This is a genomic window from Pseudomonas sp. p99-361 (assembly GCF_003935475.1).
GTDB lineage: Bacteria > Pseudomonadota > Gammaproteobacteria > Pseudomonadales > Pseudomonadaceae > Aquipseudomonas > Aquipseudomonas juntendi.
The window spans coordinates 1-9539 of sequence record NZ_RHQO01000109.1; the positions used below are offsets into that span (position 1 = coordinate 1).

The window sequence follows — 9539 nt, forward strand, 5'->3', positions numbered from 1 at the left end:
GCTCCTTCGATCAACGAAGGCTGGGAAACCGGCATCAAGTTCACCCCGGCCAGCTGGGTCGATGGCCGCCTGGCCTACTGGCGTCAGGACGCCTCTGGCGAAGTGAGCCGTCGCCTGAACGACCCCAGCGGGGAGTCGGACAATGTTGGTGAGACACGGCGCTGGGGCTACGACCTGCAGGTCGACCTGCACCCGAGCGAACGCACCGAGATGTGGATGTCGTACTCATGGCAATATTCGAAGATCCTCGAGCCGAGCAGCGCCTTGCCTGGCAGCAAAGGCAAAGAGATCGACCATGTGCCGCACCACCTGTGGAATACCGGCATCAACTACCAGGCCACGCCTGCCCTGCAACTGAGCGCCTGGGCAAACGGCCAGACCCACTACTACCTGGAGCGCGAGAACACCCAAGGCACCTACGGTGGCTATGTGTTGCTGAACCTGGGGGCAACCTACCAGGTCAAAGCGTCGATGAGCGTGGACCTGCAGCTGAAAAACCTGACCAACCGCTATTACGAGTACGCCTGGTACGACCCGGATGGGGCGCACGCTTCGCTGCACGCCCCCGGTGACGGGCGCGCACTCTATGCCGGTGTGACGTTCGACTTCTGATGGCAAAGCGGGCTGGCCACGCTGGCGCCGAGCAGGCGAGCAGACGCTCGCCTGTGGCACGGCCAGCCTGTTACAGGCTCATGTTCAACGACACGAATGCCGAACGGCCTGGGGCGGGCGAGAACATGGGCTGGTCGTTGCCGCCCCAGAAGAAGTTGTCGTACCAGACATATTCATATTCGCGGCCCAGCAAGTTCTTCACCTGCAGATCCACGCTGGTGGACGGGGTGATCCGGTAACTCACGCTGGCATCCACGACCACGAAGCCACCGTACTTACCCTGCTCGTTGAGCTCATCGATGTAGTAGCTACCCTGTGCCCGCCCCTGCGCGCCGAACTTCCAGTCGTCATTGTAGCGGTACTCGACGCCCACATTGCTGATGTAGCGAGGGGTGGAAAACACTTCTTTTCCTGACAGCGACTGACCGTTGGCAGCCAGGCCCTTGACCACTTTCGCCTCCTGAACCGCGTGGGACGCCCAGACCGTCCACTGTTCATCCAGCTGTGCGCTGATCTGCATGTCCACGCCACGGCGGCGGGTTTCGCCGAGCCCCACCGTGGTACCGGTGCTGGGCATGTTCGCGACTTCATCGGTCGCGTCCTGCTGCCACAGCGCAAGCCGCGCCTGGGCACCCGGGAACGGCTGGAATTTCACCCCAACCTCCTTGCCCGTGTTGATGGACGGGTCGTACGAGGCTTGCCCGGGCAGCAGGTAAGCCGGTTCCGCGGAGCCGGTGAGCACCTGGAAGGTGCGCCCCCAATTGGCGTAAACGTCGATTTCGGGGGTGAGGCTGTAGATCACACTGAGTTTCGGTTGGCGGATCCAGCCATAGTCCTGCAGGGATGCCTTGGCGCCACCGAGCACCTCGGTGTTGCCGGAGAATTTATCCACCCGCATGGCAGGGATGATCTTCAGCGCATCGGTAGGCTGAATGACCGCCTGCACGTACCCGCCGATATTGCGCAGGGTGTAAGCGTCGTCATTTTGCACGCGCGCCGGCGGCGCGTCGAAGTCGGTTGGCACACCGTAGTTGTAGCGCAGACGACGGTACAGGTTGTCCTGCTCTTCGTAGTTGATGCCGCCATCGAGCGTCAGCAACTCGTTGGCGCGCCAGGTAAGGTTGCTGAGCATGCCGCGCTGCTGCTCGTCCCACTGGCGTCGCTGGCGAGGTGCGTTGCCAGGCCGGTAATCGGTGAAGGTGACAGTGCGGTCATCGTTGTAGCTGTTGTAGTACAGCTTGCTGCTCAAGCCAAGGTCATCGGCCAGCTGCCAGTCACTGTGCACGCTCACCTGCTTCATGTCGCGGTCGTCACCATCATTGCCGTTCTTGGCAGGTGACTGGGTGCGGCTGGCGTGCAGTTGGTCACGGGTGAGGAAGCCCGGCTCCTGGGCTTGATGATGATAAAGCCGGGCAATCAGCCCGACACGGAAGGTCTGGTCATCGTTGTTGACAAACCATTTGCCGCCCAACGCATATTTGTTCGAGTTGCTGTGGTCGCGGTAGCCGTTGCTGTCCTGCTTGGCGAGCATGTAATTCTGGGCGAAGTTGCCCTCCTCGTGGCCGACTGCAACTGCACTTCACGGGTATCGAAGCTGCCGTAGGTCACACGGCTATCGACATAGTTGCCGCCCTGGCGTGTGGCAAAGTTGATGTTGCCACCGATGTTGTGCAGCCCATAACGCGGGTCGTTGGTACCGCGCACCACCTCGATGTATTCGATGTCCAACGGGAAAATCATGTCGATGAAGCGCTGGTTGCCGCTGTTGACGTTGCTTGGCACGCCATCGATCAACGTCTTGATGCCGTTGATGTAGCCCTCGCCGTTGAACGCACGGAAACTGACCTTGCCAGACTCTGCACCTTGGCCGGTTTCGGTCAACTGGATGCCTGGCATCTGCCCCAACAGCTGCCAACTGTTCATCACGTTCTTGTCGCGCACTTGGTCGCTGCCAAGAACGTCGACCGAGGTCAGCACGTTTTCGGTGCTCAAGGCTACGCCGGTGGTCTGGGTGATGTTCACGTCACCGAGCGTGATGGTCGAGTTGCCGGTTTGTCCGGCGACAAGGTCAGGTGTGAACATTGCCGTGAAAATGGCAAACGATGCTTGGGGGAATCGCATGGATAGTCCTGAGTCGGGCATGGGTTGTTGTATGGCAGACAAATGCACGGCAAGGCCAAAGGCCAGTGCTGCGCTGATTTATGTTATACCATAACCTTTTGCGCCACTAGCTTAGGCTGCTGTCGGCATACCCCCACCCGGTATCGCGTGAGCCCATTCCAGCAGAAGCTACCCGGTTCGAGCGGATTCGAGCTTGGGCAGCAGCATGAGGCCCCACCCATACATCCCACCCAGCGGAATCACAAGCTCGGCACCTTTTTTTGACTCATTTTTCACAAGCGATGGGCGATCGTTGAGCCATCCCTACGTGTGATAGCAGTTCCCATTGGCCCGTCTAGCAGCGGGCTATCTTTTGCCCGCTATTTACGGCCAGCGCGGGCAGTAACCCGTACCAGCCCACCGTTGCTGCCCCATCAGAACTCGGTGACCACGGTCACACCTGCCGTATCGAAGCGGTCCATGTTCATCAACGCGTCGATGGACTGCGCCAGGTTGATGGTCTTGCCCACCAACTTTTCAGGGGCCAGCTTGCCCGAACCGATCATCTCCATCATGGCATCGTAGCGATGCGCTTGCATGCCATGGCTGCCGTAGATTTCCAGCTCATGGGCAATCACCTTGCTCATGGGGATCGCAGGCTGGGCGTGGTCTGCCAGCATCAGCCCGACTTGTACATGCCGGCCGCGACGGCGCAGGTTGTTGATGGAGTTGAAGCACGTGGTCGGGTGGCCCAATGCGTCCAGCGACACATGTGCGCCGCCCCGGGGTGATTTCCATCACCGCCTCCGTCACGTCCGCTACCTGACTGGCGTTGATGGTGGCCACGGCGCCCAGTGCCCGCGCCAGTGCCAGCTTGTCATCCGCGATATCGATTGCAACCACGTTGGCACCGATGGCCTGGGCGATCATCACCGCCGAAAGGCCCACGCCACCGCAGCCATGCACCGCGACCCACTGGCCTGCGCCGACCCTGCCCTGGTCCACCACCGCGCGGAATGAAGTGACGAAGCGGCAACCCAGGCTGGCTGCAGTCGCATAGTCCATGGTTTCCGGCAGGGCCACCAGGTTCAGGTCAGCCTGATGGATACCCACGTATTCAGCGAAAGACCCCCAGTGGGTAAAGCCGGGCTGGAACTGGGTGTAGCACACCTGCTGATTGCCACTGTGGCACTGCGCACAGGCGCCACAGCCGCCTACGAACGGAACGGTTACCCGGTCACCCACCTTCCACTGGGTCACATCGCCGCCTACGGCGGCGACCACGCCTGCCAGCTCATGGCCTGGAACGTGGGGCAGTTGTATGTCGGGATCGTGGCCTTTCCATCCATGCCAGTCGCTTCGGCACACGCCTGTGCCTTTGACTTCAATCACCACACCATGCCGCTCCGGGCTTGGATCGGCGATATTCATCAAGCGCGGTGGCTGAGAAAAGGCTTCGTAGACGACAGCTTTCATGACGTTTACCCCTGCTGAAAACGGTTGGATGAGTCGTGCTTCCGGCAGCGCCCGAGCAGCGCTTTCCGGCGGCTATCAGTATGAAGAAAACGGCTGAAATTACCTTTCAGAGTTCGGTTGACATGGGTGCACAAGTGAAATAAACCTTCAAAAAGCTCATTGATTGTGAAGGATTGGCGCATGGCCGACGCACTGGACAAAGTAGACATTGCAATAGCGGACAGGCTGCAACGTGACGGCAGGCTGTCGAACGTCAAGCTGGCCGAGCAGTTGTGCCTGAGTGAGGCATCATGCTGGAGGAAACAGAAGCGGCTGGAAGCGAGCGGCGTGATAGAGGGCTACCAGGCCATACTCAACCGCAAGAAGCTGGGTTTGGGGGTGATGGCGTTCGTGCAGATTTCCTGCACCGACCACAGCGAAGAGGCGACCGCGAAGTTCGAAAAGATCATCGCGGCGGCTCCGCAGGTGCTGAGCTGCCACAACACCACGGGCGAAGCCGACTTCCTGCTTCAAGTTGTCGCCCGGGACTTGGACAGCTATAGCCGCTTCATCGACAAGGTGCTGCGCAAGTTGCCCGGCGTGGCGAGTATCAGGTCCAACCTGTCGTTGCGCGAGATGAAAACAACCAACCAGTTCCCCGTGGCCGAACTCCTGAGCCTTTGATCAGGCCCTTGGGGTACTGGACGGCAACTCGCCGAAGCGCCGGCGGTACTGCTCGCTGAAACGGCCAAGGTGGTTGAACCCCCAGGCTTCGGCAACCTCGGACACCAGCCGGTCCGAGCCGCTGCACTGCAACTCATTGCGTGCAGCATCCAGGCGCAGCGCCTTGACGTACTGCATGGGAGACTGCTAAAGCGCGCGCTGAAAGCCTTCGCTCAAGGAGCGCACGCTGACCCCCGCTGCGCTGGCAATGTCTGTCAGCTTGATATCGTCGCGCAGGTGCTCACGGATATACCCCTCGGCACGCTTCACATGCCGGGGCATCAAGGGTTGCGGACCGAACCCGGCGCCGTGATCGGCATGCAGCGCGTGTATGAGGATGAACAGCGCACTTTGCTGCAGAAACTCCAGCGTGCGAGCATCGGGCGTAGGCTCTGGGCCGATCATGTACGTCATCAACAGGTTGAGAAAGCCGATCCAGCGCATCTGCGCCGTACCGCCGGCTTGCAACATTGCATCGAATCGCAGTGGCCTGGCCGGCATGCAGCCGTGGAAATCCACGCAAGCCACCTCGATCAGCGCCAGGGGGAATTGAGCGGTTGTCCACGGCGAGCCGGTTCGCGCTGTAATTGGCTGCAAGCACGTCCGACGCCTGCCGCGCATCGCAAGCCTCGACCTGGTCTGCGGTAAAGCTGAACGCGGCTTGTGTATAGGTACGCAGCAACGAAACCGCATGGGCAACGCCGTTGCAAGAGGCCATGGTTGTCACAGCGCGCCACTCTTATTGTTGTTGTGAGTGCTCACGTTGTAAGCAATCAGCCGGGGGAGTGAATGCCGGCCATCGCGAGACCCGCCTACAACGCTGCGGTGACGCGCCCCTTTGGCTACCTTGCTGACGGCTGTTCAATCCTCGCGAATATGCCGCTCCTGGCGTTCCTGACGTTCTTTCGCTTCGATGCACAGCGTGGCTGTCGGGCGCAGCAGCAAGCGCCTGAGACCAATGGGTTCGCCAGTGTCCTTGCACCAACCGTACTCACCCCGGGCAATGCGCTCCAAAGCCTCGTCGATCTTGTCCAGCAGCTTTTTCTCCCGCTCCAGCAAGCGCAGTTGCCAGTGCCGTTGCTCTTCCACGGTGCCCAGGTCGGAGGGGTCGCTGCTGGGTTCGAACTGCTGCATCAACTCGAACTCACGGGAAATTCGCGCTTGCAGCTCAGTCCGCTGTACCAGCAGCAGATCACGGAAAAAGGCCAGCTGTGCAGCGTCCATATAGGCCGCTTCAGGCATGCGGAGCAATTGGTCTTCGGTCATTGCAGTCGTTCTCGCGTGGAGGGTTGCGTTTCAGCGCCGCTGGCCATTGAACGCCAGCGTTAAGCCTTGGCAGTGCGCGTTCAAGTTGTGCTCATGCCAGGCCAACTGGCCGGACACGATCGTGGTCGTGACCCGATGGCGCAGGCAGTGGTGCTGCAAAGGTGTCCACTGGCAGCGGGCAAGGACCGGGTCGAGGCCAACCGGCCTGGGTGCGTCGAGGCGTTCGACCAAGGCCAGGTCAGCCCAGTAGCCTTCGCGCAGGTAGCCACGTGCCTCTATCGCGAACAGGTCGGCGACCGCATGGCTGGTTTTACGCACCAGCTGGGTGATCGGCAGCAGCCCCTGCTCGACCAGCTCGAACAGCGCTGGCAGTGCATGCTGCACCAACGGCAACCCGGAAGGTGCCAAGCCGTAAGGCTGTTGTTTCTCTGCCAGCGTATGGGGGGCATGATCGGTGCCGATCACATCGATGCGGTCCTCCAGCAAGGCCTGGCGCAGCGCGTCGCAGTCTGCAGTGGTCTTGATCGCCGGGTTGCACTTGATGAGATTGCCCAGGCTTGCGTAGTCGCGGTCATCGAACAGCAGGTGGTGGACGCACACCTCAGCGGTGATCAGCTTGTGGGCCGACGGGCCAGGCTCGAACAGCCGCAACTCCCTGGCAGTGGTCAGGTGCAGCACATGCAGACGGGTAGCGAAACGGTTTGCCAGCTCGACCGCCAGGCTGGACGAGCGCCAGCAAGCGTCTGCATCGCGTATCAGCGGGTGCATCGCTGGCGTGATGCCTGCGCCGAACTGCGCACGGTAGCGGGCTTCGTTGGCAATGATCGAAGGGGTATGCTCGCAATGCGCCAGCAACACCGTCGGTACACAGGCAAAAAGCCGCTCGAGCACCCTGGGGTCATCAACCAGCATGTCGCCGGTGGAGGCCCCCATGAATACCTTCACCCCGGCAATTTGCCGGGGATCCAGACGGGCAACGGTCTCCAGGTTGTCCTTGCTCACCCCAAAATGGAAACCGTAGTTGGCAACCGATGAGCTGGCAGCGCGGGCCTTCTTGTCGTCAAGGGCCGCCAGCGTCAAGGTGGCCGGCCTGGTGTTGGGCATGTCCATGAAACTGGTGATACCACCGGCCACGGCAGCGCGTGACTCACTGGCCATGCAGCCTTTGTGCGTGGCGCCGGGTTCGCGAAAGTGCACTTGGTCGTCGATCATGCCAGGCACCAGCCAGCGGCCTTGGGCATCGATCTCCACAGGGGCATTCATGCCCTCGATGCTGGCGGCGATCTTGTCGATTCGGCCGCGGGCAATGAAGACATCGGCCTCGAACACCTTGCCCTCGTTCACCAGGCGGGCATTTCTGATCAGGATACGGCTCATGAACGCGCGTCCCCGTGGCTGACACTGGCTGGCTGCTTGAACCGGAACGACATGACCCATCACTCACTGCTAAAATGTTATGTTATAACACTGTATGCCAGTGGGTATTTCCCCGTCACCCTCTTCTTGCATTACAGGTAATCCGCATGCGCGCTTCTCACACTTCTGCCGCCGAACCCTACGCCGACACTGAACTGGCCTGCCTGGCGGGGGCCAAGGCTGCGCTCTATCGCTGGGCGGCGACGGTCGCCACGCGTGACGTCGACCAGGTGCTGGCGCTTTATGCACCAGATGCGATCCTGGTGCCGACACTGTCGAACCAGGTACGGGACTGCGACGACAGCCGTCGCAACTACTTCGACAACTTCCTGGCCAATGATGGGCTGGTGTGTGACATCCAGGTATTCAAGAAACGGGTAAGCCGCAAGCTCGGCACCGTGGTGGTCGGTGGGCTCTATACGTTCGTCTATCGCCAAGCAGGCGTTCAGCGGGTGGTGCCCGCGCGCTTCCTGTTCACCTTTGAACGGATCGACGACCAGTGGCTGATCACCGGGCACCACTCGTCGATCGAGGCCTGAGGGTGGTGCCAGCAGGCGGCCGAGGTTCGCATCCGCCGCGAGCACGAGGTGCAGCTACCGCCGAGGGTAGCTCGGTGGGCCTTACAGCTGCCGCAGCACTGCGTGTATTTCAGCCACGATCTGGCAGCTGGCCTGCTCGACCGTGCCTTCATTGCGGCACAGCACCCAGCCCTGTTCGGCAACCGCACGTTCGAACGCCTCGGTGCAGGCTACCTGTTCATCCAGGGTGTGGATGACGGTACTGCGCAGCCCGCGGGTGCGCGCAGCCGCCCGGGCCCAGGAGGTTTCGGCGGCGGTGACCACGCCCACGTGCAGGTCCGGCACCTGCACGCCGCGCTCAAGGTTCAACTGCAGGATCTGCGCAAACGGCACGCTGCGGCGGAAGGCTGCGTCCGACGGGTACCAGCGATCGATCAGGATGATGCTGCCGGCCGGTTGCCGGGGCAGCACGTTTCGGGAAATCCAGGCACGGCTGTCGGCAAAGCGTTGGCAAACCTCATGCTCCAGCGCCTGGCAAGGGTTGCGGGCAAGCCTGTTGACCAAGGCCATGGTATCGCCGCGGTAGGGATCGTTGTTTCTCTCGCACAGGCGGACCACCTTGTGCCCGCCCAGCCTGAGGGCTTGCGTAACGGCCTCCAGCAAGGTGGTCTTGCCGGTGCCTTTAGGGCCATCGAGAGAAACAAACAGCGGACGGTTCATCGTTCAAAACCCATAAGCGCAAGCGCGGGATGAGAGCATTGATCACACCCCGCTTCAAGCGCTTTCCCTCAAGGAGTACATTTGTACCCCACCCGGGACAGGCGGCCCGTTCGCTAGCGCGCGGGTGCCGCCCCCGTCAGGCGTTTTACCCACGCCGATGGCACGCAACAGGATGTAACACCGCGAGCACCGCTGCGGGTCACCAACTCGGATGCACTGGTGGCGCCGTTGCTGGCAGGTGTCGCGCTTGCCGAACTGCCAGAGTTCATTGCGGCGCACTACCTGGCCGATGGCCGCCTGGAACGGGTATTGCCGGCATGGAGCATGACCCAGGGCGGCCTGTATTTCGTCACCCCTTCGGCGCGGAGTCGGCCACGCAAGGTACAGGCATTGGCCGATTTCTTTGTCGAGCGGTTGTCTGCCGCCGCCTGGCGGGGCCCTCGGGCTGAGGGCTGAGCGCAGCTATCTGCGGGTGTAATGATTGGGGCCACCCTGCAGGCAGCCCCAAAGCGTCAGCTGGAGACTCAGGGCCGCATTGCGCTGGCCCTTACACGGCGCCAGGACGCGCCCACCGAGGTGGGCTGCCCAGGCTCAGACCGCCAGCGCGCGCTCACGCAGCTCGCTGTTGAGGATGCGGTCGTTTTCGCTGTAGTCGACCGGGCAGTCGATCACGTGCACGCCTGGGGTCTTGATGCAGTGCTCCAGCAGCGGCAGCAGGCCGTCGGCGCT

11 protein-coding genes and 2 pseudogenes are annotated in these 9539 nt (G+C 61.6%); 4 read left to right on the forward strand and 9 right to left on the reverse strand.

The genetic code is table 11. The annotated features are described in order from the left end of the window. Positions 1-612, forward strand: a 612-nt coding sequence (locus EGJ22_RS24945; RefSeq protein ID WP_125920446.1) for a TonB-dependent receptor domain-containing protein, incomplete at its 5' end; no start/stop codon positions are given. A 70-nt stretch (positions 613-682) separates the two neighbouring features. Here EGJ22_RS24945 and EGJ22_RS24950 read toward each other — a convergent pair. From EGJ22_RS24950 to EGJ22_RS24955, 3 genes and pseudogenes are all read right to left on the reverse strand, one after another. Beyond that, complete coding sequence (locus EGJ22_RS24950) at positions 683-2143, reverse strand: TonB-dependent receptor (protein ID WP_223809591.1); 1461 nt, start codon at positions 2141-2143, stop codon at positions 683-685. Further along, a complete protein-coding gene (locus tag EGJ22_RS26705; RefSeq protein ID WP_223809592.1) occupies positions 2029-2733 on the reverse strand; it encodes a Plug domain-containing protein in 705 nt (234 codons plus the stop codon). Before EGJ22_RS26705 ends, EGJ22_RS24950 begins: the two co-directional genes overlap by 115 nt. A gap of 413 nt (positions 2734-3146) precedes the next feature. Beyond that, positions 3147-4188, reverse strand: a pseudogene (locus EGJ22_RS24955) (zinc-dependent alcohol dehydrogenase family protein). Positions 4189-4368: 180 nt separating this feature from the next. Here EGJ22_RS24955 and EGJ22_RS24960 point away from each other — a divergent pair. Continuing rightward, entirely contained in the window at positions 4369-4851 is a 483-nt protein-coding gene (locus tag EGJ22_RS24960; RefSeq protein ID WP_009684825.1) for an Lrp/AsnC family transcriptional regulator, read from the forward strand. On the opposite strand, the gene EGJ22_RS24965 is transcribed toward EGJ22_RS24960, so the two are convergent. The 4 genes from EGJ22_RS24965 to EGJ22_RS24980 all read right to left on the reverse strand — a co-directional run bounded on the left by EGJ22_RS24965 (position 4852) and on the right by EGJ22_RS24980 (position 7533). Then, entirely contained in the window at positions 4852-5028 is a 177-nt protein-coding gene (locus EGJ22_RS24965; RefSeq protein ID WP_009684824.1) for a helix-turn-helix domain-containing protein, read from the reverse strand. Positions 5029-5037: 9 nt separating this feature from the next. Further along, positions 5038-5409 (reverse strand): AraC family transcriptional regulator, encoded by a 372-nt coding sequence (locus EGJ22_RS24970; RefSeq protein ID WP_050492257.1) that lies wholly within the window; start codon positions 5407-5409, stop codon positions 5038-5040. A gap of 342 nt (positions 5410-5751) precedes the next feature. Beyond that, positions 5752-6156 carry an RNA polymerase-binding protein DksA gene (gene dksA, locus EGJ22_RS24975; RefSeq protein ID WP_009684822.1) on the reverse strand — a complete coding sequence of 135 codons (405 nt, stop codon included), beginning with the start codon at positions 6154-6156 and terminating at the stop codon, positions 5752-5754. 30 nt (positions 6157-6186) lie between these two features. Beyond that, positions 6187-7533, reverse strand: a complete 1347-nt coding sequence (locus EGJ22_RS24980; RefSeq protein ID WP_125920447.1) for a dihydroorotase — start codon at positions 7531-7533, stop codon at positions 6187-6189. Between the two features lie 146 nt (positions 7534-7679). Here EGJ22_RS24980 and EGJ22_RS24985 point away from each other — a divergent pair, with 146 nt between their 5' ends. Then, positions 7680-8111 carry a DUF4440 domain-containing protein gene (locus EGJ22_RS24985; RefSeq protein ID WP_009684820.1) on the forward strand — a complete coding sequence of 144 codons (432 nt, stop codon included), beginning with the start codon at positions 7680-7682 and terminating at the stop codon, positions 8109-8111. An 81-nt stretch (positions 8112-8192) separates the two neighbouring features. Here the strand turns inward: EGJ22_RS24985 and EGJ22_RS24990 are convergent, their stop codons facing one another. Beyond that, a complete protein-coding gene (locus EGJ22_RS24990) occupies positions 8193-8810 on the reverse strand; it encodes a dTMP kinase (RefSeq protein ID WP_029887996.1) in 618 nt (205 codons plus the stop codon). 135 nt (positions 8811-8945) lie between these two features. On the opposite strand from EGJ22_RS24990, the pseudogene EGJ22_RS24995 reads away from it, so the two are divergent. Then, positions 8946-9266: pseudogene (locus tag EGJ22_RS24995) on the forward strand (LysR substrate-binding domain-containing protein); the annotation flags it as partial. A gap of 135 nt (positions 9267-9401) precedes the next feature. On the opposite strand, the gene EGJ22_RS26710 reads toward EGJ22_RS24995, so the two are convergent. Next, positions 9402-9539, reverse strand: a 138-nt coding sequence (locus EGJ22_RS26710; RefSeq protein WP_177432074.1) for a hypothetical protein, incomplete at its 5' end; no start/stop codon positions are given.

Coding starts and splice junctions, on each gene's coding strand:
- dksA (WP_009684822.1), bottom strand. CDS start 6,156: ATGACCGAAGACCAATTGCTCCGCATGCCTGAAGCGGCCTATATGGAC.
- EGJ22_RS24980 (WP_125920447.1), bottom strand. CDS start 7,533: ATGAGCCGTATCCTGATCAGAAATGCCCGCCTGGTGAACGAGGGCAAG.
- EGJ22_RS24990 (WP_029887996.1), bottom strand. CDS start 8,810: ATGAACCGTCCGCTGTTTGTTTCTCTCGATGGCCCTAAAGGCACCGGC.
- EGJ22_RS24950 (WP_223809591.1), bottom strand. CDS start 2,143: ATGCTCGCCAAGCAGGACAGCAACGGCTACCGCGACCACAGCAACTCG.
- EGJ22_RS24960 (WP_009684825.1), top strand. CDS start 4,369: ATGGCCGACGCACTGGACAAAGTAGACATTGCAATAGCGGACAGGCTG.
- EGJ22_RS24965 (WP_009684824.1), bottom strand. CDS start 5,028: ATGCAGTACGTCAAGGCGCTGCGCCTGGATGCTGCACGCAATGAGTTG.
- EGJ22_RS24985 (WP_009684820.1), top strand. CDS start 7,680: ATGCGCGCTTCTCACACTTCTGCCGCCGAACCCTACGCCGACACTGAA.
- EGJ22_RS26705 (WP_223809592.1), bottom strand. CDS start 2,733: ATGCGATTCCCCCAAGCATCGTTTGCCATTTTCACGGCAATGTTCACA.